Genomic DNA, 25,405 nt, shown 5'->3' with positions numbered 1-25,405 from the left:
AGCGTAAACGAAGCCGTCCCCATCGCCGACTGCTTTGCAAAGGGGAGACGTGCAACCAAGCGAAATAGCACTCACGCTTGCCGATGGAGGCAGCGCGAACGCGCTCTCCACCGGAACCAACAGTGTGTTCCGGGTGCGAACTCCCGACGGGCAAACGTGGATCCTCAAGGTGTACGGCTCCTCCTCATACCAACGAAGGGAACGCAGAGCCCTCGAAGCGCTGGCCGGCCTGCAGGGACTGCCGACCGTCCTGGAATGGGGATCAACGGGTGACTCGAACTGGGTCCGCCTCGCCGACGCGGGAAGGTGGACGCTTGCGGCACTACCTGGTGACACAAAGGCGGCACAACGAGCCGGCACCCTGCTCAGAGGGCTCCACGAAGCGAACTACTCCCAACTCTCCAATCTCGAAGCGGGAATCGATTCGGACTGGATGCTCACGGCGTTCAGAGGCAACTTCGCGAGACTGGAACGCTACCGGCGCCGATTGGGAATTCCTTCTTTTGTCTTTGACCGTGCCGTAGGCCTCGAGTTCCCTTCCGCCGGTCCTCCACGCGCCAGCCACACGCGACCGGCACCGGAGGCATTCGTCATCGACAACGACGGACAAGTCACGTTGACCGGCTGGACCTGGGCGACACTGGCCCCCCCGGAGTGGGACTACACGTTCGCCTATTGGGAACTCTCCCGGCGTACCGGCGCCGCCGTCGATGCCTTTTCGCTCGGATATGGAGCCACCGTCGATGGAGATGTGCTCCGCTCCTGGTTTGCGTTTCACATATCCGCGTCCCTGCTCCGACAGGCGGAGATGCGAGACGGTCGACTCGAGGATCTTCGACCCTTCGTCGATCAGTTGGTTTCGGCGATCGGCTGATCAAGGCGCCGCCGATCCTCCTCCGGTGGTCGTCGCTCATGGTCCGGTCTCGTCCCGGTGCCCGGTTCCCGGCACCCCCGTGACAAGCCGAGAGCGCGAAATCCTTCCTTCCGGCGCGCTCCCTTCATACACTTCATGCAGAGAGGAGACCGCATGATGCAATTGTTGTTGGCAGCATCGTTGATCACGGCTCTCGTCGCCCTTGCCGGTCGATGGTTTCAACATACCGGTGAGGGAATCGCGTTCGGAACCGGCACCTGGGTGGAAGCGTATCGCTCGGCAACCGAGTTGCCGTGCCCGTGGTGCGGAACCGACACGGACGAGTCCGATCGGGCCTGCCCGAGCTGCCACCGTCCGTTCGGCGCAGCCGTCGCTTCCTGATCGCCATCGGCCGGCGGCGTTCGATAGCGACGCGTGCCTGTAGTGTTCTTGCCCGTGAGCAGAGTCGGACTTGTTCTTGGAGGAGGAGGCGTCACCGGCGCGTCCTATCACCTGGCCGCTCTCTTGGCCGTCGAGATGGCAACCGGATGGGAGCCCAAGACCGCCGATGTCATCGTCGGAACCTCCGCGGGCGCCTTCGCCGCTTCGATCGTGCGATCAGGAACCCTGTCGCTGGACAGCATCGTCAAGAAGGGCGAGCGGCAGGAGGATGTTGCCGAACGCATCAGATCGTGGGTGTATCGAAAGGACCATATCCACGGTATCAGGAGGTGGATCCGACACGGCGTCCTTCCCAGTTTTCGGCGGCCCGGCCTCACCTCCGTGATCGGGGCTCCGGGACGATACGATCCTTCGGGCATCGCCGACTGGGTTGCAGAGCAGGCCCCTTCGATCGCCGACACGTGGCCGGAACGTCCGACGGTGATCGTGGCGTACGATCTGGAAGACCGGCGCCGGATGGCATTTGGCACCACCAGCGCCCCGGTCGTTGCCCTTCGCGACGCCGTGGCGGCTTCCTCCGCCGTCCCGATCGTGTTCTCTCCGTATGAGATAGAGGGCAAGAACTACGTTGATGGTGGGGTCGTCTCCGGAACCAATGCGGACCTGGTGCTCGGCAACCCGGAACCGCTCGACCTCCTCCTCGTCCTGGCACCGATGGCCGCGGAGGAGCAGCGGCGACGAGCACACTTCTACGAGTCGATGTTCGATCGCGTCGGACGTTCGGCGCTTCACGACGAGCTGGTCGCGGTCGCGACCGCCTGGCCGGCGACCGACACGCTGGTACTGCGACCGACACCTTCGGTCCTCGCGGTGATGCGACCGAATCCCATGGACCCCGAACAGGCGGTTCCCACATTCATCAGAACGCTGGCGTCGCTACGAACGAAGCTCGCAGGCCCGGAAGTGTGGCAAGTACTCGAGCATCATCTCGTGAGCTGACTCACCTCGAGGTCCCCCAGGAGATTCTCACGTTCGGCGGGGGTGATGAATGCGGCATCGATCGAGTTGCGGGCAATCGTCACGATCTCTCTCCTCGTCAGTCCGAGCGCAGCAGCCGCAGCCTCGTAGTTGTCTGCGATATACCCACCGAAGTAGGCGGGATCGTCCGAGTTGATCGTCACCACCGCTCCCGCATCGAGTAGACGCTTCAGATTGTGATGTTCGAGTTTGTCGAATACCCGAAGCTTGACATTGGAGAGCGGACACATCGTGAGAGGTATTCGTTCCGAGATGACACGACGGACGAGTTCAGGATCTTCATCGATCCGAACCCCATGATCGATCCGCTCGACGCCCAAGACATCGAGTGCCTGACGGATGTACTCGGGTGGTCCCTCCTCACCTGCGTGGGCCACCAGGTGAAGTCCCTCGCTCCGTGCCCTCGCGAAAACCTCCTCGAACAACACGGGCGGGCGTCCTCTCTCGGAAGAGTCGAGGCCGACACCGATCAGCGACGAGCGGAATCGAAGGCCGTCATCGAGTGTCTGCATCGCCTCCTCCGGACTCAGATGGCGCAGAAACGACATGATCAGTGCAGCCGACACGCCGAGATCGCGCGCGTCGTCGACGGCGCGACGCAGACCGGTGATGACGGTGGAGAACGCGATACCGCGCGAAGTGTGGGTCTGAGGATCGAAAAAGATCTCTGCCCGCTTCACGCCATCTGTCGCGGCCCGCCGGATGTAGGCCCAGGCCAGGTCGTAGAAGTCCTGCTCGGTTTGCAGCACGGAAGCACCGTCGTAGTAGATGTCAAGAAACGACTGCAGGTCTCTGAAGGCATACGCATCGCGGATTTCCTTCACCGAAGAGAAGGGAATCGAGATACCATTTCGCTCCGCCAAGGCCATCATCATCTCGGGTTCCAGGGAACCTTCGATATGGACATGCAGCTCGGCCTTTGGCAGCTCTCGGATGAAATCCTCCAACATGCACCTTTCCCCGTTCCGGCAAGATTACGCCGGTACGATGCAAAGACGGAAGTCGAAGCGAGGTCTTGACCGGCCGGACTTCGACATAGAAACTGCCCCGAGAAAGCGATGTCCCGATGGGAACTCTCCTCGTCAACCACGCAACCGTCCTGGTCACGATGGATCCGGATCGGCGCGAGATCCGTGATGGGGGCCTGTTCGCACGCGACGGGTGGATCGAACAGGTCGGACCCGCCGCAGAGCTGCCCGACACGGCCGATGAGGTCCTGGACATGTCAGCACACGTCGTCATTCCCGGACTCGTCAACACCCATCACCATCTCTATCAGACGCTGACGCGGGCGCTCCCTGGAACCCAGGATGCCGAGCTCTTCCCCTGGCTCCAGACCCTCTACCCCATTTGGGAGCGGATCACACCCGAAGACATTCGTCTGTCGGCGAAAGTCGGCCTCACCGAACTGGCGCTCAGCGGATGCACGACCACGTCCGACCACCTCTACCTGTTTCCCAACGGAAGTCGCCTCGATGACACGATCGAGGCAGCCCGGGAAATCGGCATGCGTTTCCACGCTGCTCGGGGTTCGATGAGTCTCGGCGAGAGCGACGGCGGCCTGCCCCCCGATTCCGTCGTGGAGGATGAGGACGCGATCCTCGAGGACACACAGCGAGTGATCGAGTCGTATCACGACCCGACGCCGGGGTCGATGTTGCGCATCGTCGTCGCGCCGTGCTCCCCGTTCTCGGTGACGACCGACGCCATGCGCGAGTCCGCCGAGCTTGCGCGCAGCTATGGGGTCTCACTCCACACGCACCTGGCCGAGACCGCCGACGAAGAGGGATTCTGCACCGCACAATTCGGGTTGCCGCCTCTTGCATATGCCGAGCGTGTGGGATGGGTCGGACCCGACGTCTGGTTCGCCCACGGTGTCCACATCGACGACGCGGGGATCCGACTCATGGCCGAGACCGGTACCGGCGTTGCCCACTGTCCAGCCTCCAACATGCGGCTCGGTTCCGGTATCGCTCCCGTCATGAGTTACTTGGACGCCGGCGTCCGCGTCGGTCTCGGTGTGGACGGTTCGGCCTCAAACGATGGGAGTGATCTCCTCGGCGAAGCGCGCCTTGCGCTGTTGCTGGCGAGAGTTCGCCACGGCGACCGGCCACTCATGAGGGTGCGAACGGCGCTCGAGATCGCAACACTTGGCGGGGCCGCCGTGCTCGGTCGCGACGATATCGGCTCGCTCGCCGTCGGAAAGGCAGCGGACTTCACTGCGATCGACCTCGAACGCATCGAGTACGCGGGAGCTTGGCAAGACCCGGTCGCCGCCCTGCTGCTGTGTGCCCCGACGACCGTCGATCACACCTATGTCCAGGGAAGGGCCATCGTCGAGAACGGAAGGCCCGCCACCGTCGATCTCGAACTGTTGATCGAGGCGCACAACAGGGCCGCGCGGCGCCTCCTCATCCCCTAATCCACCGTTCTCGTGACGGTTGGCCAGGTTTATTCCGGTGAAGCGTCACGAGAACGGGGTTGCGATGTCCTCGGGATGCACCGGCACACGGTTGAGCTCGTGCCGTGTAGCTGCGCGAATGGCTGCAACGACCGCCGGCGTCGACGAAATGGCCGGCAGCTCCGCGAAACCTTTCGCGCCAAATGGTCCCCACGTCCCCGGCTGCTCCACGATCACGACCTCCATCGGAGGCACGTCCTCGATCGTCGGAAGCAGATAGTCGGTGAAGGTCGGGTTCTTGATCACACCTTCGTCGAGAACCACCTCTTCGAGCAGCGCCATGCCGAACCCCTGTGCGGTGCCCCCTTCGATCTGCCCGATCACCTGCACCGGGTTGAGAGCTCGTCCAACATCCTGAGCAGTATCGATCCGAACCACACGTACGAGACCCAGTTCAGGATCTACATCCACGATCGCACGATGTGCCGCAACGCAGAAATCGACGTGAACGTTTCCCTGGCCGTTCTCATCGGGCTCATCGGTGGCCGGATGACGGAATCGCACCTCGCCGACGATCGGTCCACTCGCACACAGCTCGGTCCAGGTGGCCACCAGCCGCCCGTCGCTCCAAACACCCTCATCATCCAGATCATCGCCTCCCACCCGCTCAAGCGCAACGGACCGAGCTTTCAGCGCAGCCTGTTGCACCGCGCCACCCGCCATCTGTGTCTGTCTCGACGCTGACGTCGAACCTGCGGAGCCGATGTGGGCGGTGTCATCCCACACGATCTCGACCTGCTCCATGGTGAGAACGCTGCGGGCAATCTGCATCAGTACGGTGACCATGCCCTGTCCTACCTCGGATGCGGCCGTATGCACCCTCGCGCCCTCGGGAGTGAGCTCGACCCGTGCATCTGCGTAGTCGTCGAAACCCTCCGAAAACGCCAGGTTCTTGATGCCGACCGCGTAGCCGACACCCCGGACGACAGCCGAGGGCGGGGTGGTGAGACCATTCCCGCCAGGCAGGCGAGTCGAGCCCTCGGCAGGCAATGGAATCGCCATGACCGAACGGATCACCTCGGCCGTCGGTAGCGGTTGGGTGATCTCCTGCCCTGTCGTCGCGAGGTGGTCGCCGGGCTGCAATGCGTTCCGAAGCCGGAGATCGAGCGGATCCGTGCCGAGAGCGGCAGCGAGACGATCCATCTGTGCCTCGTAGGCAAAGCAGACCTGGTTGGCACCAAACCCTCTCATCGCTCCGGACGGAGGATTGTTCGTGCGCACCGCATACCCTTCGACGAACGTGTTGGGACACCGGTACGGACCGACGGTGAAGTACACGGCGTTTGCGAGCACGGCGTGGGTGGTGTTGGCGTACGCGCCCCCGTCGAGAATCAGCTTCGCATCGACGCGCACCAGGTTGCCGTCGTCGTCGGACTCATGCCGGTACCACATGTGCGCGCCGTGTCGCTTGACGTGACCGACGAAGCTCTCGAGACGGTTGTACACCATCTTCACCGGACGCCCTGTTCGCAGGGCGAGCAGGCACAGGTGCGTGTGCACACTCAGATCTTCGCGCGACCCGAAGGCACCTCCGAGTCCGGTTGGATGCACCCGGACCTGTTCGGGGTCGAGGGCGAGGCAGCCCACGAGTTGCCTATGGTCGACATGGATCCACTGTGATGGCGGATAGAGGTCGAGACCCCCCAAGCCATCCGGGATGGCCAAACCGGCTTCGGTCCCCAGCGGTGCCTGATCGACGCCCGGCGTCTCGTAGTACCCCTCCACCACGACCGTCCCATGAGCGTCCGGGTCGCCTCGGCGAACCGACATGTGACGAAACACCTCTCCCCGGTCGAGGGCTTCTTCGAAATCCGTGAGTGGCTCGAGCGGCTCGACCTCCACGATCACCGCTTCGGCGGCCACACGGGCGGTTTCTCGACTCTCCGCCGCCACCAGAGCGACGGGCTCTCCCCAGTATCGAACCTCTTGCTCTGCCAAGACGGGCTCATCCTGAACGATCTGACCCTGGTACTTGACCCCCGGCACGTCATCCTGTGTCAAGACGGCCTGCACGCCGGGCATCGCCAGAGCCGGCGTGATGTCGACACGGGTGATCCGGCCGTGTGGAACGTAGATCCTCCTGGTGGCTCCCCACAGCATGCCTTCCGTGTGGAGATCACCCACGTAGGCGAACCTTCCGGTTACTTTCGGTACCCCATCGGGACGATGGACGGACTCACCGACCCCGCCGCGAACACGGCGATCAACGGCCTTCATTTCCCCTCCACGATCGCCCTGATGATGGCCCCGTACCCGGTACAGCGGCAGATGTTTCCTGCCAGCGCCTCCCTGACGTCCTCGTCGGTCGGGTCGGGATTGTGCTCCAACAGATAGGCTGCGGACACGACGACCCCTGGCGTGCAGTAGCCGCACTGTGCTCCGCCTGTGTCCAGCAGAGCCTCCTGGACAGGATGCAAACCCTCTGCAGGAGTGACGCCTTCGACCGTCACAACATGAGCACCCTCCGCATCCGCAGCCATGACCAGGCACGAGCACACCGGGACTCCGTCCAGCAGAACCGTGCAGGCGCCACACTCGCCCTGCTCGCACGCGTCCTTCGCTCCATACAGACCGAGATCGTCGCGTAGGATGCGCAGCAGGCTCTCTGACCCCTCCACGGCAACCTCGACCGTCCTTCCGTTCACCGTGAACTTCACAGCAGTCGCTCCAGGATCCTGCGGGCGACGACTCCCACCGCGTGGCGCCGGTAGCGTTCTGTCGATCGGTGATCGGTGATCGGGCGAGCCTCTTCCGAGACCAGACGCTGAAACTCGGTGAGTGCAGCAGCACTCGGATTCGGCTCCGCCGAGATCATCTCCTCGGCCCTTCGCGCCCGCATTACCGTCGGCGCGACCGCCCCCAGCGCCACGTTTGTGCGTCCGTCGGCGTACCGGAGGACACATGCGGACACGATCGCGATCACCATCGCGGAACGGGGCCCGACCTTCGAGAACCCTTGGCGAAGCGAAACCTCCTCGGGAAGCCTTACTCCTTCGATGATTCCTCCCGGCTCCAGGGCAGTCTTCTTGACACCGATGAAGAAGTCGTCCCACGGGATCTCCCGACGCCCGAATCGCTTTGATCGCGTGACGATCAGGGCGTCGGCTGCAGCCAGGAAGGGAAGTGTGTCACCGGCAGGACTTGCAGTCGCGATGTTCCCGCCGATCGTCCCCATGTTGCGAATCTGAGGTGAGCCGACCGTGTGCGCCGCCTCGCTCAGAGCCGGCCAGGGACTCTGCTCGAGCCTGGCATGAGTCACCCCGGCGCCTATCCAGGTGGGCGTCATCGTTACAAGTTCCTCGATCCGGCGCAGGGCGACGATCTCTCGAGGGCGTCGCAGTCCGAAGTTGATCTCGACCATCAGATCCGTGCCACCTGCGAGACACGTCGCGTCGGGTCGCTCTGCAAGGACATCGACCGCCTCGTCGACCGTGGTGGGAGAGAAGATCTGCACTGCATCAGCCAACCTAGCCGAGTCCGGAATCATGCGTGATCGGGCACCGCCATCCGCCGACCGGCAACCTCGACCGCCGCCGATCGACCGGAACTGCCCTCTCCAGGGTCTCCACGACGTAGAGTGCAGAGTATGGACATCGACGCCACACTGCATGAGTGCGAACGGGCGTTGGCCGTTGACGGCCCGGTGGACCTGTCGGCTCTCGGATTCTGGAAGGCGGTCGGGGCCGTGAAGCGGGATCCCGACCTGGTCACCCGGTGTGCCGACCGCATCGCCGCAATCGATGAGAAGGCTTTCCGGCGCTGGGCGCTGATAGCGGTACCGACCTGGGTGGGCACGGTCATCATGTCGATCGCAGCCATGGCGGGACTCGCCGCCGTTGTGGCCGCCTACTTCATCTCCAGCCCCTGGAACGGGATTGCCATCATCGCCGGGACGGTTGTGCTCATCGCGAGCACACACGGCCTCGGCCATCTCGTCGTGGGACGACTTGTCGGAATCCGCTTCACTCACTGGTTCATCGGTACGGTCTCCAAACCTCAGCCCGGCGTCAAGATCGATTACGCGACCTACCTGCGCACGCCACCGAAGGCCCGGGCATGGATGCACGCTTCGGGGGCACTCGTCACCAAGGTCGTCCCGTTCCTCGGCATCGGTGCAGCGTGGGGATCCCACTCCCCGGCGTGGACCTGGTGGATTCTGCTCCTCCTCGGGCTCTTCCAGATCACCACCGATATTCTGTTCTCCGTCAAGTCCTCCGACTGGAAGAAGTTCCGCAGAGAGATGCGGTACGCGCAGTCCTGATCGCCGACCTGCCCTCGAACCGTGGCATCTCGTCGGGGGTCTGCATGTCGAAGCCGGCCCACACTCCGGCTTGGACATGCCCCAACGTCACATGCCCAGATCCTCCGCATCTCGTCGTCGCCGACACCGAATGCGCGGACCGGCTCACGCTCGGAGTACCGCGGCCCCGTGCACACTCCCCCGCTTCAAGTCGAGCAGCGCCGTATTGGCATCGGCAAGCGCATACTCCTGTGTGACCGTCCGGATCGGGATCTCTGCGGCAAGACGCAGGAACTCTTCGGCGTCGGCTTTCGTGAAATTGGCAACGCTGCGGATCTGGCGTTCCAACCAAAGGTCCTCATAACGAAACTCCGGAATGTGATCCAGATGGATCGCGTTGATCGCCACCACCCCGCCCCGATCGAGTGACTTCAGTGCCTCGATGACGACCCAGCCGACGGGAGCGAACGTAATGGCGGCGTCCAGGGGAACCGGCGGACGGTCTTCGTAGCCGCCGGCCCACACCGCTCCCATCTCGAGAGCTCGGTTGCGCTCAGCCTCCGATCGCGTCGCGACATACACCTCACAGTCCCAGTGGCGAGCCACCTGAAGTGCGAGAAGGGCCGACGCTCCGAATCCGTAGAGTCCAAGCCGGCCACCCGCGCGTATCTCCGACACCTTCAGTGCCCGGAAGCCGATCACTCCCCCACACAGCAGGGGGGCGACATCCAAATCTCGCTCATCGGCGGGCAGCCGGAACGCGTACTCCGAGCCGACCGTCACCCTCTCGGCGTAACCACCATCGCGATCCCATCCGGTAAACACGGCTTCTTCGCAGAGGTTCTCACGTCCTGTGCGGCAGAACCGACAATGCCCGCATGACCCTCCGAGCCAGCCGACGCCGGCACGGTCGCCGATCTGCCACCCGGTCACGTCCGCACCGACTTCCGCCACCTCCCCCACGATCTGGTGCCCGGGGACGACGGGGTTTCGGTGGAGATCCAGATCCCCTTCGACCTCCTGGAGGTCGGTACGACAGACACCACACGCCGAGACCTCGAGCAGGATCTCACCTGCACCCGGCGTCGGGTCGGGAACCTCTTCGAGCACGAGGGGCGCCTCGGTGATCGTGGCAGGACTGTGTAGAACCTGTGCGCGCATCGCATCCACCTCCTCGCGAGAAGGCTACCCACGACCGCCCTCGATCTCGACACCGACCCGCCATACGGCGGGCCCCGACCTCAGATGCCGAGTTCTTTCAGCAGGCCGGTCCTTTCGTTGAACGCCTCGATCCGGCGATCCACCTCGTCGACCTCGCTCTGAATCGATGTCCAATACTCATCGTCATACCACTGTGCCTGGATCTCCTCGTAGGTCTTGCCCTGCTGCTCGATCCACGTGTAGTACTTGAGATTGTGGATTCGCTTGCGTCCCCAATAGTCGAGTTCGATCATCGCGTCGGTCGTTGTCCCCATCAGATACCGCTCGTAGCCGATCACGGCATCCTCTCGTGTGAACGCTCCTCGCTGCTCATTCAGTTCTTCGAGCCGCGACTCGTACATCTCCACCGAGTCGGTGGCAACGGTGATCACGACATCGCTGTGGTTCATCTCGTTCCACTTCGCGAACTTGATCGAAGAAAGCATGTTGGCGATGCTGGAGATGCCGAGAAGGGGCAGTTTCTCCACGAACTCTGCCGCCACGCCACGTTCGACGAGGTACTCCTGACCGACAGGCTCGTTGAACAGTCGCAGGAGCTGCATCGTCGCCTCGTCGTCGATGGCGGTGACGAAGTCCGTGTTCTTCACGTTGTGAATCCATGGCACGTGCTTGTCACCGATGCCCTCGATGCGATGGGACCCGAACCCGTTTTCGAGCAACGTGGGACATTGCAGCGCCTCACTGGCAACGATCTTCGAGGTCGGATACTGCTGCTTGAGGTAGTCACCCGACCCGATCGTTCCCGCGGATCCCGTGGTGAGAGCGACCCCTCGATAGCGGTCTTGCGCGCCCATGACTTGCGCGAGCACTTCGGCCATGGCGGGACCTGTGATCGTGTAGTGCCAGAGATAGTTCCCGAACTCGTCGAACTGGTTGAAGATCACGACGTCTTCTCCCGACGCTCTGATCCCAGGTCTTGTCGAAGATCTCCTTCACGTTGCTCTCGGTGCCCGGAGTGGCGATGACCTCACCGGCGACCTTCGCCAGCCACTCGAACCGCTCCTTGCTCATCCCCTCCGGCAGGATCGCGACCGAGTCGCACGCGAGGAGATGCGAGTCATAGGCTCCTCCTCTGCAGTAGTTGCCGGTTGAAGGCCACACGGCCTTCTGGGTCGTCGGATCGAACTGTCCGGTGACCAGTCGTGGCACCAGGCAGCCGAATGCCGCACCGACCTTGTGGGCACCTGTCGGGAACCACTTCCCTACCAGCGACACGATGCGCGCCTCGATGCCGGTCAGTTCCTTCGGATACTCGATGAAGTTCACTCCCCCAAAGCCACCGCCGCTGGAGACCGGCTCGTTCTTCCAGGTGATCCTGAACAGGTTGATCGGGTCGAGGTCCCAGAGACCCACACCCCGCAACTTCTCCTTGATGGCGTCCGGGATGAGACGCGGATCACGCTGCTGAGCGAACGTGGGGATGATGATGTTGCGCTCTCTGGCGCGTTGCAGCGCCCGTTCCAGCGGGCCTTCGTGGATGGTGAGGTCGATCATGAGTATCTCCAGTCTGGGGTGAGAGGTATCTCGTACCTGGTACTTCGTACTTCGTACACGGGAGGAAGGTGCGGCTCGTGCAGAATCACGGGGCCTCCATCACCGCCCGTACGGCTTCCAGGGTGGGCGTGATCTCATACGAGACACTTCCTGCCATGCCGGCGGCTCGAACTGCCGACGCCACGTCTTTCAGACCGCTTCCGGTGTTCAGGACAACTGCCTTGTCTCCCGCGGTGAGCAACCCGAGTTCCTTCGCTTTGAGGAGCCCGGCGTATGCGGCAGCGCCGGCCGGTTCACCGAACACGCCGCTGGCTCTCGCCATCGCGGGGATTGCCGCCAGGATCTCGTCGTCACTGACGGTCACGTACGCGCCGTCGGTCTCGACGACCGCCGCCATCGCCTTGATCCGGTCCCTCGGCAACCCTGCCGAGATCGAATCCGCGACGGTTTGGGCGTCGATGGCCGGCTTGGTCAACACGTCCTCACCTGTCTCCCAAGCCTCCGCCAGATAGTTGCTTCCCTCGGCCTGGACACCGATGAGCCGTGGAATCCGATCGATCCAGCCGAGGGCAAGCAGGTCCTTGAAACCCTTGTGGAGACCTCCGATGATGCACCCGTCTCCGACACTCACGAGCACGGCGTCCGGCGATTCCCACCCGAGCTGCTCCGCGATCTCATACGCCGCCGTCTTCTTGCCTTCGCTCATGTAGGGGTTGTAGGCGGTGTTGCGGTTGTACCAGCCATATGCATCCGCGACGCGAAGACAGAGTTCGAATGCATCGTCGTACGTGCCTCGAACCGCGAATACCGTCGAGCCGAAGGCAAGGAGCTGGGCGATCTTCGCCTCTGGAGCGGAACGGGGGACGAAGATCACGTTCTCCTGGCCCACCGACGCGCTGAGGCCGCTGAGCGCGGCGGCGGCATTCCCCGTCGAGGCGGTGGTGATCACCGTTGCTCCTCTCTCATGGGCCTTGACGATGGCGATTGCGCTCGCCCGATCCTTGAACGACGCGGTCGGTTCCCTCCCGCCGTCTTTGATCCAGAGCCTGGCAAGCCCGAGCTTCTCGGCCTGTTTGGGCAGCTCGTAGAGAGGGGTCCACCCGACGGCGAGGGGTGGGACTGCAGCGTCCGCCGCGATGGGAAGCAGTGGCCGGTACCTCCACATGGACCACTCCGCCCCGAGATCGTCCCGCCGTGTCCGAGAAGCGATCAGGTCATAGTCATACAGGACATCGAGAATGCCGTCATACCCGTGCTCGGGGCAGACATACTCCACTTCGTCAGGTGCGTAGATCTTTCCACAGATGACGCAGCGCAAACCCGTGACATGATCTGGTGTCATTGCACGATCCGGGTCCCGGTCTCACCCGCAACACCTCGTTCGATGTTCGCCGGGTCCGTGATGAGAACTTCCCGACCGCCGCCCTCGAGGAAGGTGATCGCCGCCTCGATCTTCGGCGCCATGCTCCCTTTGGCGAAATGGATGCCTTCGCCAAGGTACTGCTTCGCCTCCTCGAGACTCATCCGATCGACCCAGCGCTGCTCCGGCGTACCCCAGCCCAACGCCACTTTCTCGACCGCGGTGCTGATCAGCAGCAGGTCCGCATCGAGTTCCTTTGCGAGTAGGGCGGAGGCACGGTCCTTGTCGATCACTGCAGGGACTCCCGTGAGGGCACCAGTCTCGTCGGCGACGACAGGGATGCCTCCTCCCCCGACACAGATGACCGCCATCCCCGCTCCGAGCAACTCCCGGATGGCCTCGATCTCGACGATCCTCTTCGGGAGAGGTGATGCCACGACCCTGCGCCAGCCCCGGCCTGCGTCCTCCACGACCTCCCAGCCGTCGACTTCCCGTCGGCGGGCGGCCGCCTCGGCATCCATGAACGTGCCAATCGGCTTTGCCGGATGCTCGAACGCCGGATCGGTGGCGTCCACCTCGACCTGCGTCACAACCGTTGCCACGGTCTTGTCGATGCCGAGCTGGAGGAAGTCGTTATACAGATTCTGCTGGAGCGCGTAGCCGATCGCTCCCTGTGTATCGGCACCGCAGGCATCGAGCGGAACCTCGTGCAATTCGTGCTTTGCGAGCTCGGAGCGTCTCAGGATGAAACCCACCTGAGGTCCGTTCCCATGAGTGATAGCTACATCCCAACCCGTACGAATCAACTCGGCGATGTGCTGATCCGTCTCTCCGGCCGCAATGTACTGATCTTCCACCGAGCGATGCTCGGCGTCCCTGATCAGCGAATTGCCCCCAATGGCCACCACGGCGAGCGGACGTCTGGTGTTGCTCAACAAATCTCTCCTTCTCGATGCCCCGCACCGGCTGGTTCACACCCGGTGCTACATCGTCAACGCCATCACTGCTTTCTGTGCGTGGAGCCGGTTCTCCGCCTGATCGAACACGACGCTGTGCGGCCCGTCGAGAACTCCGTCGGTCACCTCGACATTACGGTCGGCCGGAAGCGGATGCATGTAGATCGCGTCCTCCTTCGCCAGAGCCATTCGCCGCTCGTCGGTGATCCAGTCCGTGTACTTGGACCCGATTGCCGCCGACTTCTCATCGTCCGTGGTGGTGAGCATCGCTCCCCAGCTCTTCGCGTATACAACGTCGGCATCACGGAAACCGTCCTCGAAATCCTCGAGGATCTCGAACGAGCCCTTGGACCGCCGAGCATTCTCTTCGGCCTGGGCGACGATCTCGGGCATCAGCTTGAACTCGGGCGGACGAGTCAGGCGCACGTTCATGCCAAATCTGGTCGCCAGCAAGATGAGACTCTGCGGCACACTGAGCGGCTTCTGGTAGCTCGAAGCATACGCATAACTCACGTTGAGCGTGCGCCCGCGCGGGTCGCCCTTCTTCTCGATGATGGTCATCACATCGGCAAGGATCTGGTGGGGGTGATACATCTCACACTGCATGTTCAGCACCGGAACACGGCTCGCGTCCGCCACGGCTCGCTGATAGGCGTTGCCGACTCCCCAGTCGACCTGCCGAATCGCGATTCCCGCGCTGTAGCGGCCGAGGATCTCGCCGATCTCGGTTGCCGTGTCGCCATGGCTGATCTGTGTCGTTCGTGACTCCATGAACATCGCGTGTCCACCGAGCTGCGCCATCCCTGCCTCGAAGCTCGCCCTCGTTCGGGTACTCGAGAAGAAAAACAACATCGCCAGCACCTTGTCACGAAGGTAGGCGTGCGGCTCGCCGACTGCCTGCTTGCGCTTGAGATCGAACGCAAGATCCAGAACGGTGTCGATCTCGTCTTTGGTCCACTCCTGGGTCGTGATCATGTCACGACCCCTCAGTCCAGTCTGCATCTCGTCCTCCTGCGTTGAGCCGTATCGGGTGTTTCGTACTTCGTACCAAGTACGAAGTACCAGGTACTTCCCTACTCCGTTGCGCCCAGCACGAGTGCCAGCAGCGCCATCCGCATGACGACGCCGTTGTAGGCCTCCTGCCAGTACCGGGCGTGCTTGGTTGCATCCACGTCGGCAGGAAGCTCGTCCATACGCGGGAGCGAGTGCAGGATGATCGCATCCGACTTTGCCTTGTCGGCCAGCAGTGCACGGGTCACCTTGTAGTTGTCCGGTGTGGAGCCTGCCTCACCGGCACGCTCGTCCCGACCCTTGGTGTAGTCGGCCTGGACCACCGGCTCCATGTAGATCACGTCCGCCTCGCCGATGACGTCGGCGACATGCTCGGCCGTTCTGACGAAGAGATTCTGCTCGGCGAGTTCGGCCTTGAAGTCGTCGGTGAGCGACATTTCGGGCGGTGCAACCGAGATCATCTGGGCATCGAATTGTGTGAGGGCGTAGCCGAGCGAATGCATCGTGCGCATCCGCATGTCTCCGATCGCGACGAATGTCAACCCGTCGATCGTGCCCTTCTCGGTCAGCACCGTGTACAGGTCGGTCAGTATCTGTGTGGGGTGTTCGCCCCAGCCGTCCCCGGCGTTGATGACCGGCACGCTGGACCATTTGGCCGCCTCTTGTGGAGCACCTTGCTGGAAGTGCCGCATCACGATCACGTCGCCGTAGTACTCCAGCATGTGAACCGTGTCCTTGATCGACTCCTGGTAGAAGTCACCCGCGCGGGTCATCTTCGCGTCGGCGAAGCCCAGCACATGGCCGCCAAGTCGGTGCATCGCGGCTTCGTGGGCCATCCTCGTTCGGGTCGACGGCTGGTAGAAGGCGGTGAGAAGCGTCTTGTCCGCCAGCAGATCGGTGTTCCGGCGCTCCCGGGCGATCGGCTCCAGCTCGGTGGCGGTCTGGAACACGTGCTCGAATTCGGCACGTTCGAATCCTTTGAGGGACAAGATGTCCCGACCGGCGAAGCTTCTCATGACTCTCTCCTTCATCTCGAGGCCGCGTCTCGACCGAGAAACGGGTGCGGATTGATCCAAGCCTATCGCTTTTCGCGTGGTGTCTCGTCGCCCCCCACTCTTTCCTGCCGTGATCCTCGCCGCATCCGCCGAATTGCCCTCTCGACGAGGCGCTCGATGCGACGGGTGCCTTTCGAAGCGGACTCTTCCCTCTTCCAGGACCGTGCGCCGCCGTTCGACACGTGGGCACACGGCGGGCGAGAAGACGCCTTCATCAAAGCAGGCAACCTCGAGCCTTGGGCCTTGCTCTCGGGTCAGGAGGCAAACTGGGGCGGCGCGATGCGCCCTCTGTCCTCGGCTCCGAATCGAGGAAGTTGCGGCATCGACTCCTGCAGCCCACGCAGGAGCGCGTACATGATGGCGACCTCCTCGAACCGGAGAACAGAGCCGTCGGAACCGGTCACATCGAGAACTGCGAATGTGCCCGGGTCGAGGCGAGCCGACACCCCTGGCCCCCGATACGACAGGGAGTCGTTCAGCTCGATCTCGTGGGTCTCTCCCGAGAACCGCCCCTGCATCGATGCCACCCCGTCCCTCTCGGACAGCATGAAGGCATTGCCGGTCTCGGCAAGGAAGTCTTCGCGGTTCAGGTACAAACGGGGCTTGTCACGATACGGCTCGCCCGCGGTCGGACAGAACGTCACACAGTTGCCGCATTCATTGCAGAAATCCGTCAGCACAGCGATCTGATAGTCCTGCTCCACACGAAACGGAGTGTGATCGATCACCTCATGCGCACCGTCGTTGATCGTAACGACCGGGAGATCCACGCTGATCGGCTTCGAAACATATGTCATGAGCGCCATGTTGGGACACACTCCCACGCAGATACTGCAGTACAGGTCGCAGTCGAGGCAGCGAGCAGCCTCCGCCCGGGCCTCCTCGACCGTGTACGGGAAGGTCGAGACGGCGAAGTTCTTCCGCTCGGCGACCGGCGCATGAGTGATCGGAACGCGATACTCCCGATGGGCTTTTCGTACCTGAAGGTCCGCAACGGGAATGTCGGGTAGCACCCGGGGCGCAGGCTCGACCACGCCGCCTTCTCGAGCAATGATTGCTGCCGCCACCGCCTTGCCATCGGCCGCGGCCTTGACGATCGAGGCCGGACCCGACCCCGCAACATCGCCCGCGGCGAAGATCCCTGGGACCGAAGTCTCCAACGTCAACGGATCGACTTCGAGATATCCGCGATCGGTGAGGCGTGGCACCTCCTCTCCGAAGAAGTCGATCGACGCGTGCTGACTGATGGCCAAGATCAACATGTCGAATGGAAGCTCGAACTCGGAGCCCTCGATCGGATGCGGAATCTTGCGCCCGGACCCGTCCCGATCTCCCCGGTATTCGTTGCGGACACAGACCAATCCTGTGAGAGCACCGCCTTCGATGTGGAGAGCGACGGGACTTGCCAACTCCACCACGCCGATGCCCTCCTCGAGGAGCGCGTGGACTTCTTCCCGATCGGCCGGCATCTGGTCGATCGTCCGCCGGTAGACGACCGTCACTTCGTCCGCCCCGAGGCGCCAGGCCGTCCGCGCACAGTCCATCGCCGTGTCACCGGCCCCGATGACTGCCACACGTTTCCCGACCCGTACCGGGTGCCCCTCCCGCGCCTCTCTCAAGAAGTGCAAGGCGTCGATCACTCCGGCGGCGTCTTCGCCCTCCAGACCGAGCCTCTTGCCGATCTGTGCCCCGACGCCCACGACGATGTATGCGTACCCCTGTTCCCGCAGATCAGAGACGGTGAAATCCTTGCCTGCCGTCTGTCCGTAGCGAATCTCCACACCGAGTTCGTCGAGCACCTCGAGATCGTGGTCGATTTCGGGCTGGGGCAGGCGGTACTCGGGAATCGCTCCGGCCACCATGCCACCCGCATAGAGGTGTTGTTCGAACATCGTTACCGAGAATCCGTTCATCGCGAGACGCTCGGCAGCCGAGATTCCGGCCGGTCCCGTACCGATGATCGCGACCCGTATGCCGTTCGGCGGTGCCTGGGGCACCAGATTCGGGTCTGTTTCGTGCTTCATGATGAAACGCTTGATGCCGCGAATCGCAAGGGGCTCGTCGTAGTGGGTCCTGATGCACGTGAGCTCACAGAGGTGGTCGCAGACCTCGCCCAGGATCGTCGGAATCGGGTTGTCCTGGCGAGTCACCTCGACGGCTCGAGCCCAGTCCCCATCCTGAACCGCGCGCATGTACTCGGGGACACGCTGATTCACGGGACATTCGTCCTCACAGGGAGCTTCGATGCAGTCGAAGAGCCCCAACGGACGGGCAGTCTTGGACCTGTCACGAAGGAATGAGCTCTTCTTGAGCTCAAACGCCCGTCGAACCTGGCTCGCATAGGAGCGCAGGTTGATCCTCGCCAGGGCCTTCACGACCTCATCGGCGAACTCCCCGACCTCCGTCTCCGTCAAACCTCGTCGCACTCCCCAATCCCGAATCGCCTCCGACGCGCTTCCTTCGAACCCCGCAGAGAGAAAGGCGGCCAGCGCTTCGCACTCGTCCATGTCAGGATTCAGGCCGGTATCGCTGAACGATGTCGTGCTCAGGATCGATGCGAAATCGCCGAACCCCGGGTCACGGATTGCAGAGCGGGCGATGAAGTCGGCGAGGTCCGTCGCTCCGACGAGGCCCATTGCCGCGTCGGTCGTCTCGAAGTACTGCAGCATTCGCATGTAGCCGCCCGATTTGAGCAGGTCGGAGCACACGGTGACACTCTTCATCCCCGAGCGCAGCAGCGCCGGAACATTGAATGCGTCGGCTCCGCCGGCGAACGAGATGGGGAGATCTCCCTTGAACTCCTCGTTGAGCTCGTTGGCGACATTCACCGTGATCGCGTGCAGCGCGCGCCCGGACATGTACATCGTCGCTTCCTCGAAGACCTCTCTGAAGTTCAGAACCTCGAGGGTATTGGAGAGCTTCACACCGAAGGTGACCCCCATCGAGTGTGCGACACGAAGGAGACGGTGAAACATCGCCACGGCATCCTCGTAGCGCAGGTCGTGTTCGAAGGCCTCGTCCGGCACGGTAACGTCGACGTACCCCAGGTCGTCGTGAAGGATCTCACGAACCTTCCCCGGACCGAGAAGCGTCGGATTCGACTTCACACTCGTGTGGAGCGCCCGCTCCCTCATCAGGTACTTGCTGATCTTCTCGATCTCGTCGGGTGGGCAGCCGTGCATCGTGGAGAGGGTGATCGTGTCGGACAGCCGGGCAGGGATGTCGATGTCCCGCACCTCGGGACAGTCCTCCGCCACGATGTCGACATACTCGTCGAGATAGGCGGAGGCGTCGTGCATCTGGTCGAGATACCACTGCACGTTGGGCCTACGGATACCCGCGTAGTCGTACCCGACACTCATGTTGAAGATCATCCCGGGACCGTCCCCGGCGAATCCGAGCTTGCGATGGAGCGCATGGATCAGCACCCAGGCACGCAGGTACTCGTCGAACGATTCGTGAATCTTCAACTCTTGGGACCATTCGACGTTGTAGCCCTCGTCCTGACAGTCGATACACGGTTTGGGCACGTCCAACTCGTCGAGCGTCTGGACCGTTTTCAACTCGATGAAACGTGCGCCGTTCAGCCAGGCGACGACGATGTTCTGCGCCATCTGCGTGTGCGGCCCGGCTGCCACGCCAAACGGGTTGTCCATCGGGTAGCCGTAGTTGTTTGTGCGAAAGTGATCGTCCGGGCCGGGGACGAAGAACGCCGAGCGCGGGACACCAAAGACACAGTCGTTTTCCGCAAGATCAGAGAAGATCCAATGGCTGAGTTGACGCATCGAGATCGGGTGGAATCGGTCAGACATCCTTTGCTCTCCTTCTTCTCGCCGGCCGATGCTCGTGGCCACTCATAGCCGGGCGTGGAGGCGCATGGCCTGCTCTCGGGCTTTCGCCCGAATCTCCTTTGCATCGACCCGCGTCGGTTTCCCGTCCTCGAAGACGACCTCTCCCGCGATCTCGACCCTCACCGGATGCACGCCGGATGTGAACGCAAGATGCCACGGGTCCACAGGATCGTACGACCAGGTCACCAGATCATCGAGTGCCTCTGGGGCGATACACCAGCCTTCTTCCAGCCAGCCCCATGCCGTCTCCGGGCTCGCCGTCACGTCCACGGACCGTTGCATGACGTAGGCGAGACGGAACGACTCGATCATGGCAGCACCGATTCCGTCCGTTCCCAAGGCGACCGGGTTGGTGAACCGGGCAGGGTTCGCATATCCAACGGCATTGTTGAGATTCGAGCGTGGGTTGTGCACGATCGTTCCGGAGAGGCCATGATCGGTGGGCAGGTGGACCGCGTGGATGAGAAGCCAATCATCCTGTGTCAGCGCACCAAGTCGCCGGCAGGCTTCGATGTCCACCTCGCCTTCCGCGACGTGGATGTGCACTCCCACGCCGAGGTCTCTCGCGATCCCCGCTGCAGATTCGAGACTCTCGTCGGCACAGGTGAACGCTGCGTGAATGCCGACCAATCCCCTGCCACCGCCCCTGATGAAACGTTCGTTCTCCGCCAGGCCTCTCAGCGCCGCCTCATGCCCGTGACGATCCGTGATGCCGTACGCACACACCACTCGCACCCCGACTTCCGCGCAGGCGTCCGCGATGACAGAAAGACTGCCCTCGATGGCGTTTGGCGATTCGTTGTGATCCACGATCACCGTGGTGCCTTGCTCCAGAGCCTCCAGTGCGCCCAGCTTTGCCGACCACTCCAACATGTCGAGATCGAGAGCGATATCGAGGCGCCACCACACCTGTTCGAGAATCTCGAGGAAATTGGTCGGTGTTTTTGGCGGAGCAGGCATGCCCCGTGCAAGCACCGAGTAGAGGTGGTGGTGTGCGCAGACCATTCCTGGAGTTGTCGCCGGCATGGGATCTCCCGTTCGTCAACTTCAACCTAGTGTTCCGAGTCGTAGGTTCGTGCTGATGTCATCGAGACCGATCACGCCGACACACGGGTACCTGCGAACCCTGGGTTCGTAGGGGTCGTGGCGACCCCCCTGAGCCCTGGGTTCAGAGATCTGGCGGCAAAGGGCACTAGTCACTTCATTTCGATGTCCAACAACCCTCAAGCGAACAGGCGCTCCTACCGATGGACAACGGTATGAAACCGAATGTCCGGTCCGACCATGGTTTCACCGTGGTGGAGGTCGCGGTTGCCTTGGCGATCCTCGGTGCAGTCATCGTCATGACCATCGGGCCGATCTCCAGTGGATTCGACATTCTGCGCAGGTCGAGCCAGGCCACCATCGCCACGAACATCGCTCAGGGCCGTATCGAGGAACTGCGCAGTCTCGCCTACCAAGACGTCGGCTACACGTCCAGCCTGCCTTCGGGGGTGTTGCAGCCCTCTGAGACGGTGACGGTCAACGGGCTGAACTTCACCGTCTCCACCGACATCAAGTACTTCGGAAGCATCAATCCCGGCGAAGACGTCATTCCCCAAGGCGGTGACGGCGTACAAGGGCATTTCGACTCTGGCATCGACTACAAACAGGTCATCGTCACGGTCAGCCGTACCACCGGCGATTTCAAGCCGATCGCGATGACGACGATCATCGCTCCACCGTCGATGGCCGCCGACGACAACAAGGCGAATGCGATTGTCAGCCTCGTGAAAGTGGAACCGGACGGTGCTTCACCGAGCATCCTGCCCTACCCGAAGGTCTTCCTCGTGGAAGACACGGGCTTCGTCGCCTTTCCGGGAACACCCGACGCGACCCAGATCTTCGCCGGACTGGATGCCAACACCAGTTCCGGGGTCGACTATTACTACTACGCCAGGCTCGGAGGCTCGATGGGTTCTCTCGACTCCGGCGGGTGGCGCATCCATCCGGGCGACATCGGGACCGAAGCAGAGCGAATCCACGTCGCACCAACCCAGACCGCAAATATGACGGTGCGCATCTACCATCCCGCCGTCCTTCACGTCGAGATGTACGACGACGCGAACGGATTACCTGTCGGAGGACCTGCGACCCTGACGCTCACCGAACCGCTCGGCGTGGTCACCTTTACCGAAGCCTCCCCCGAATGGAACGGGAGCGGCTGGGATATCACCGAGGCAAACGGTGCCCCGCTCATCCCGGGCTCCTACTCGTTCTCCCTGCTGGCCAACGGCTACTCCCAGGTCGACCGTTCCAACGTGCTGGTCCCGTCCGGCTACCCCGACACCGCGGACCACACCGAGACATTCGCACTGACGGTCGCTGTCGGTTCCACCCTCACGGTGCAGGTCAAGGACGCCACAGGCGTTCCGATTCGCGGCGTAGGACTCACCTTCGTCGTGGCTGCCGGCACCAGCACGGCGACAACCGACCAGAACGGTGAGGTTGCCCACTTCGTCGAAGGAAACCACGTCACCGTCACCGTCACCGCGACGTCCCCATTCGGGCACCAATCGCGGACGCAGAACGTCACGGTTTCGAACGATCAGACGCTGATCATGACCCTCTCCACGCCGTCCGGATACGGACTGATCACGTTCACCGACAACAACCAGGCGGTCGAGCACTACGAGTACCTGCCCAGGGGCGGCAACCCCGACGACGTGATCCTCGTATACCCGAATGTGAACGGCCAAGGCTCGGCAGCAGTGGCGGCAGGTAACTGGACCGTCAAGAAGGTTTGCCTGAACGGCTCGACCAAGAGCACCAGCAGACTCCGAGTGTATTCCGGGTCTCACAAGGTGTGGTCAACCTATTCCAGGAAGACGTGTCCGGCGTCATGAAGCACATCTTCGCGTTCCTCCGGCACCGAGACGAAGGTTTCACCGTGGTCGAAATGATGATCGCCACCGCGATCACCTCGCTCACCCTCGCGTCGATCTTCGCCGTCGTGACCGGCCTCATGACCGACCTTGCACGTCAATCCTCCCTCGCGCAAGTTCAGCGGGAGGCCCGACCGATGCTCGAAGGCCTGGTCGTGGAGCTTCGCCAGGCCAGTGCTCCTTTGTCGATCGCGTCGAGCCGGCCGATCCAGGAGGTCGCGTGGAACAGGCTCGTCTTCTATAGCGACCGCCTCCAACCGCATCCGGCTCCGGAGAAATACGTCTACGAGCTGGTCGATTGCTCCAACGGCGCGCAAGGTGGCACGTGCGATCTCAAAGAGACGATCTATACCGCGGACACCTCGTCCGTACCTCCCGACTACACCTTCGACGACAACGTGATCCATCGCCAGTTCATCACCCTCGAGAACGTGCTGGCAGACCCGTACGTGTCCGTGGGCCCCATCTTCCGGGCGGTGGAATGGGTGGGTAGCCCTGCGACTCGTACCGAGGTTGCCTCATGTGAGAGTTCTGTCGAGTCGACGCGCTGCAACGCTCCACTCATCATCGTCGATCTGCGTATCGCGTATGCGTCAAGCACCGGGCTGAACCCGATGGCCCTCCACGAAGAAGTGAGACTGCGCAATGCGACGGACTGACCGAAACGACCAGGGCATCGCTCTCATCACGGTGATGATGATGCTGCTGCTCGTCAGTCTGGTCATCGTTGCCCTGCTGAAAGAGGCCACCATCCAGTATGAGCAGGCACGCTCCCAGCAGCGTGAAGATACCGTCGTGGCAGGTGCAGAGGCAATGCTGGACCGCTACGCCTCCAAGCTGACCATCGATCCCCTCTACTACCTTCATTGGGTCGACGAGGCAGAGCGGGCTCGGCGCTGCGAAACGGTCACGGCGGCGGGCTACGGGCAGATAGTCCAACCAGGCAACGCGTGGCTCGCAGGCTGTCAGACGTGGTCGTACCTCGACCCCGATCGGAATGGAGACGGCATACCGGATCCTGACTGGTACGTACACCCGGTGTTGAACGCGGCGGCCAGCAGGAACGACATCGGTGTGCTCATGGAAGTCACACCGCCGATCAGTGGACCCGTCGAAGTGATGGTTGTCGGTAAGCGCGGGACGTCGGTGCAACGTCGCGCCATCACGGCAAGCATCCATGCAACCGCCTTGTCGGAGTTCTACCGAGCAGTGCAGACCGACCTGTCATACGGTGCCTATGCCGAGACGTTCGGCAAGATCTACGCCGGCGGCAACATCTCCTTCGCCGGCGACACGACGGCTCACGCAGACGTGTTCGCCGAAGGCAAGATCACCTCCCCTCCGGCAGTTTGGGCAGACGGCGCCCAGGGATGGGAGAGCTCCCCGACCGGAAGTTTCAACAACATCCGCGATGCGTATCCCCAGCCGCTCGACTTCAACGACTTCTGGGATGATCTCGACCTGGTGAAGAGCACGGCCTGCGGCGGCAGCGGCATCTGTCTCGACGACGCCAACGCAACCGCGTGGCTGGTGCACGCCTACGTGGATGGAGGCGTGGGAAAGCTCCGGATCCTGAAGTCGACGACCTCACACAGCGAGACATGGTGGTGGTCGAATGCGCAGTCGGGATCGGCGGGATGGACCCTCTACGGCACGTTCGACATGCCTGTCAGTGGAACGCTGTGGGCCAACCAGCACCTCGTCGTGGGCGATCGGTACGCGCCCGTTGGCGTGGACCAAGACGGCGACGGCTTCAAGGACTCGATTCTGCGCGGGTCGTTGACCATGTATGCGGGTTCGGCGGCTTCGCGAAAGAACCTCATCATCAACGCCGACACCTACTACGACGATCCAAACTCTCAGGACATTTTGGGTCTCGTGGCCTCCGACGAGATTGTCGTGAATCACAATGCAGTCGGTTCCGACCGCAAGATGTACATCAACGCAGCACTCCTGGGCCAGTACGCCCGGTGGCGATTCAGCGGGTACGCTCCGCCCGAATCCCACCTCTATACCAACGGATCCATTGCGACCCGCAACGTCGGTGCCATCGCCTCGTACATCAAGTATCGGCACTACGGCTTCGACTCGCGGCTCGAGTACCTTCGCCCGCCGATGTTCCCGCTCCTGGACAACGACTGGAGCTACGACAGCTGGAAAGAAGTCACGCTCCCGGACTGGGCAAAGCCCTAGAAGCGCCCGCCGAGTGATGCCGGCGCGTGGATCGGCGGTCCACTTCGCTCGCCGCACCCGGCACTCGGCGCTTCGTTTGTACCGCGACGCGGCAGTGATGAAAGGCCGCGGGGTAGGCATCGCGGCCCGGACACAACGGCCTCGCCAATCGGTGCGCGTCTCGAGGTGTCCATTGGCGGAACTCCCTCCGCCGAAGGGCGGCACCTCCCACCATCGCCTCCGGCCACGGCCAAGGCGACCTCCTCGTCCACCACTCGCACATCATCATCCTCAAAGGCGGCTTCTGCCGACTCGAAGACAAACACAAGCAACCGGCCGCCACGGACGACATCCACCAAACCGCGCA

Annotated in this window: 19 protein-coding genes and 1 pseudogene; 8 read left to right on the top strand and 12 right to left on the bottom strand. The window is 62.7% G+C overall.

Annotation, left to right across the window (positions count from 1 at the left end; genetic code table 11):
- The first annotated feature begins 49 nt into the window (after positions 1–49).
- The 3 genes from GXP34_07000 (at position 50) to GXP34_06990 (ending at position 2,254) form a co-directional block, all read left to right on the top strand.
- Positions 50–874: a hypothetical protein gene (locus GXP34_07000; protein ID NOY55720.1), complete on the top strand. Its 825-nt coding sequence runs from the start codon at positions 50–52 to the stop codon at positions 872–874.
- A gap of 153 nt (positions 875–1,027) precedes the next feature.
- Entirely contained in the window at positions 1,028–1,255 is a 228-nt protein-coding gene (locus GXP34_06995) for a hypothetical protein (protein NOY55719.1), read from the top strand.
- Between the two features lie 54 nt (positions 1,256–1,309).
- The gene (locus tag GXP34_06990; protein NOY55718.1) at positions 1,310–2,254 is read left to right on the top strand and encodes a hypothetical protein; all 945 of its coding nucleotides are present in this window, start codon (positions 1,310–1,312) and stop codon (positions 2,252–2,254) included.
- Here the strand turns inward: GXP34_06990 and GXP34_06985 are convergent.
- Positions 2,239–3,240, bottom strand: coding sequence for an adenosine deaminase (locus GXP34_06985; protein ID NOY55717.1), 1,002 nt, complete (start codon positions 3,238–3,240; stop codon positions 2,239–2,241). The two genes, GXP34_06990 and GXP34_06985, sit on opposite strands and share 16 nt — an antisense overlap.
- A gap of 119 nt (positions 3,241–3,359) precedes the next feature.
- On the opposite strand from GXP34_06985, the gene GXP34_06980 reads away from it, so the two are divergent.
- Complete coding sequence (locus GXP34_06980; protein ID NOY55716.1) at positions 3,360–4,715, top strand: 8-oxoguanine deaminase; 1,356 nt, start codon at positions 3,360–3,362, stop codon at positions 4,713–4,715.
- A 45-nt stretch (positions 4,716–4,760) separates the two neighbouring features.
- Here the strand turns inward: GXP34_06980 and GXP34_06975 are convergent, their stop codons facing one another.
- From GXP34_06975 to GXP34_06965, 3 genes are read right to left on the bottom strand one after another with little or no spacing between them, the layout of a single operon-like run.
- Positions 4,761–6,971, bottom strand: coding sequence for a molybdopterin-dependent oxidoreductase (locus GXP34_06975; GenBank protein ID NOY55715.1), 2,211 nt, complete (start codon positions 6,969–6,971; stop codon positions 4,761–4,763).
- The gene (locus GXP34_06970) at positions 6,968–7,411 is read right to left on the bottom strand and encodes a (2Fe-2S)-binding protein (protein NOY55714.1); all 444 of its coding nucleotides are present in this window, start codon (positions 7,409–7,411) and stop codon (positions 6,968–6,970) included. Before GXP34_06970 ends, GXP34_06975 begins: the two co-directional genes overlap by 4 nt.
- Positions 7,408–8,241 (bottom strand): xanthine dehydrogenase family protein subunit M, encoded by an 834-nt coding sequence (locus GXP34_06965; protein ID NOY55713.1) that lies wholly within the window; start codon positions 8,239–8,241, stop codon positions 7,408–7,410. Before GXP34_06965 ends, GXP34_06970 begins: the two co-directional genes overlap by 4 nt.
- Positions 8,242–8,340: 99 nt before the next feature.
- Here GXP34_06965 and GXP34_06960 point away from each other — a divergent pair, with 99 nt between their 5' ends.
- The gene (locus tag GXP34_06960; protein NOY55712.1) at positions 8,341–9,015 is read left to right on the top strand and encodes a hypothetical protein; all 675 of its coding nucleotides are present in this window, start codon (positions 8,341–8,343) and stop codon (positions 9,013–9,015) included.
- A 144-nt stretch (positions 9,016–9,159) separates the two neighbouring features.
- Here GXP34_06960 and GXP34_06955 read toward each other — a convergent pair whose 3' ends face one another.
- The 8 genes and pseudogenes from GXP34_06955 to GXP34_06920 form a co-directional block, all read right to left on the bottom strand.
- Complete coding sequence (locus GXP34_06955) at positions 9,160–10,155, bottom strand: zinc-dependent alcohol dehydrogenase family protein (protein NOY55711.1); 996 nt, start codon at positions 10,153–10,155, stop codon at positions 9,160–9,162.
- Positions 10,156–10,235: 80 nt separating this feature from the next.
- Positions 10,236–11,709 (bottom strand): annotated as a pseudogene (locus GXP34_06950) (pyridoxal-phosphate dependent enzyme).
- A gap of 85 nt (positions 11,710–11,794) precedes the next feature.
- The gene (locus tag GXP34_06945) at positions 11,795–13,051 is read right to left on the bottom strand and encodes a threonine synthase (GenBank protein ID NOY55710.1); all 1,257 of its coding nucleotides are present in this window, start codon (positions 13,049–13,051) and stop codon (positions 11,795–11,797) included.
- Entirely contained in the window at positions 13,048–14,004 is a 957-nt protein-coding gene (locus tag GXP34_06940) for a carbamate kinase (GenBank protein NOY55709.1), read from the bottom strand. Before GXP34_06940 ends, GXP34_06945 begins: the two co-directional genes overlap by 4 nt.
- Positions 14,005–14,052: 48 nt before the next feature.
- Entirely contained in the window at positions 14,053–15,027 is a 975-nt protein-coding gene (locus GXP34_06935) for an ornithine carbamoyltransferase (GenBank protein ID NOY55708.1), read from the bottom strand.
- Positions 15,028–15,098: 71 nt separating this feature from the next.
- Positions 15,099–16,052 carry an aspartate carbamoyltransferase gene (gene pyrB / locus GXP34_06930; GenBank protein ID NOY55707.1) on the bottom strand — a complete coding sequence of 318 codons (954 nt, stop codon included), beginning with the start codon at positions 16,050–16,052 and terminating at the stop codon, positions 15,099–15,101.
- Positions 16,053–16,345: 293 nt separating this feature from the next.
- Positions 16,346–19,903, bottom strand: a complete 3,558-nt coding sequence (locus GXP34_06925) for an FAD-dependent oxidoreductase (GenBank protein ID NOY55706.1) — start codon at positions 19,901–19,903, stop codon at positions 16,346–16,348.
- A 42-nt stretch (positions 19,904–19,945) separates the two neighbouring features.
- Positions 19,946–20,968, bottom strand: a complete 1,023-nt coding sequence (locus GXP34_06920; GenBank protein ID NOY55705.1) for an amidohydrolase family protein — start codon at positions 20,966–20,968, stop codon at positions 19,946–19,948.
- Between the two features lie 233 nt (positions 20,969–21,201).
- On the opposite strand from GXP34_06920, the gene GXP34_06915 reads away from it, so the two are divergent.
- From GXP34_06915 to GXP34_06905, 3 genes are read left to right on the top strand one after another with little or no spacing between them, the layout of a single operon-like run.
- A complete protein-coding gene (locus GXP34_06915) occupies positions 21,202–22,827 on the top strand; it encodes a prepilin-type N-terminal cleavage/methylation domain-containing protein (GenBank protein ID NOY55704.1) in 1,626 nt (541 codons plus the stop codon).
- On the top strand, positions 22,824–23,525 hold the full coding sequence (locus GXP34_06910) for a hypothetical protein (protein ID NOY55703.1): 702 nt from the start codon (positions 22,824–22,826) through the stop codon (positions 23,523–23,525). Before GXP34_06915 ends, GXP34_06910 begins: the two co-directional genes overlap by 4 nt.
- Positions 23,512–25,059 carry a hypothetical protein gene (locus GXP34_06905; protein NOY55702.1) on the top strand — a complete coding sequence of 516 codons (1,548 nt, stop codon included), beginning with the start codon at positions 23,512–23,514 and terminating at the stop codon, positions 25,057–25,059. The genes GXP34_06910 and GXP34_06905 overlap by 14 nt, the downstream gene beginning before the upstream one ends.
- The last annotated feature ends 346 nt before the right edge of the window (positions 25,060–25,405 follow it).

This window comes from Actinomycetota bacterium (assembly GCA_013152275.1).
GTDB lineage: Bacteria > Actinomycetota > Acidimicrobiia > Spongiisociales > UBA4744 > BMS3Bbin01.
The sequence above is the reverse complement of the archived record's forward strand: the minus strand, read 5'-3'. Positions and strand labels throughout refer to the sequence as shown.

Bases quoted from the DNA above. Each gene is read 5' to 3' on its own strand.
- GXP34_06915 (NOY55704.1), top strand. From the start codon at position 21,202: ATGAAACCGAATGTCCGGTCCGACCATGGTTTCACCGTGGTGGAGGTC.
- GXP34_06910 (NOY55703.1), top strand. From the start codon at position 22,824: ATGAAGCACATCTTCGCGTTCCTCCGGCACCGAGACGAAGGTTTCACC.
- GXP34_06995 (NOY55719.1), top strand. From the start codon at position 1,028: ATGATGCAATTGTTGTTGGCAGCATCGTTGATCACGGCTCTCGTCGCC.
- GXP34_06965 (NOY55713.1), bottom strand. From the start codon at position 8,241: ATGATTCCGGACTCGGCTAGGTTGGCTGATGCAGTGCAGATCTTCTCT.
- GXP34_06960 (NOY55712.1), top strand. From the start codon at position 8,341: ATGGACATCGACGCCACACTGCATGAGTGCGAACGGGCGTTGGCCGTT.
- GXP34_06975 (NOY55715.1), bottom strand. From the start codon at position 6,971: ATGAAGGCCGTTGATCGCCGTGTTCGCGGCGGGGTCGGTGAGTCCGTC.
- GXP34_06905 (NOY55702.1), top strand. From the start codon at position 23,512: ATGCGACGGACTGACCGAAACGACCAGGGCATCGCTCTCATCACGGTG.
- GXP34_06980 (NOY55716.1), top strand. From the start codon at position 3,360: ATGGGAACTCTCCTCGTCAACCACGCAACCGTCCTGGTCACGATGGAT.
- pyrB (NOY55707.1), bottom strand. From the start codon at position 16,052: ATGAGAAGCTTCGCCGGTCGGGACATCTTGTCCCTCAAAGGATTCGAA.
- GXP34_06945 (NOY55710.1), bottom strand. From the start codon at position 13,051: ATGACACCAGATCATGTCACGGGTTTGCGCTGCGTCATCTGTGGAAAG.
- GXP34_06955 (NOY55711.1), bottom strand. From the start codon at position 10,155: ATGCGCGCACAGGTTCTACACAGTCCTGCCACGATCACCGAGGCGCCC.
- GXP34_06920 (NOY55705.1), bottom strand. From the start codon at position 20,968: ATGCCGGCGACAACTCCAGGAATGGTCTGCGCACACCACCACCTCTAC.
- GXP34_06925 (NOY55706.1), bottom strand. From the start codon at position 19,903: ATGTCTGACCGATTCCACCCGATCTCGATGCGTCAACTCAGCCATTGG.
- GXP34_06935 (NOY55708.1), bottom strand. From the start codon at position 15,027: ATGCAGACTGGACTGAGGGGTCGTGACATGATCACGACCCAGGAGTGG.